Below are 364 nucleotides of genomic sequence, written 5' to 3' on the forward strand. Positions count from 1 at the left end.
AATGTTCAGCCGATGGTGGATGCGATTAATACCATCATTGCCTACACTACCGATGCCACCAACCCAGTCCCAACGAATACCGACTATACCTTCGCAGGCATTGATGGGGTGAACCTTGATAATGCCGACACCTTAAATGATTATGTTGCTGGGCAAAGTCTGGCAGTCGCCGACATACCTGCATTGGTCACGCAAGTGGACCACCTTTTGGTGCTGCGTGCCTACAGTGCCGATGCAACCAATACCGAGCCGATTCTAAGTAACTTCACCGGCGCGGGTATCAGCACCTCACGTGCAGTAAACCTTACGGATTACAATAGCGAACTGGTTAATCAAATCCTTACCACTGAAGCGCAGTTCCAAG

1 protein-coding gene is annotated in these 364 nt (G+C 50.0%); it reads left to right on the plus strand.

Annotated features, from left to right (window positions below; translation table 11 throughout):
* Positions 1–364, plus strand: a 364-nt coding sequence (locus tag F8B77_RS17760) for a hypothetical protein (RefSeq protein WP_167512880.1), incomplete at both ends; no start/stop codon positions are given.

Source organism: Aliivibrio finisterrensis (genome assembly GCF_008933155.1).
Taxonomy (GTDB): Bacteria; Pseudomonadota; Gammaproteobacteria; order Enterobacterales; family Vibrionaceae; genus Aliivibrio; species Aliivibrio finisterrensis.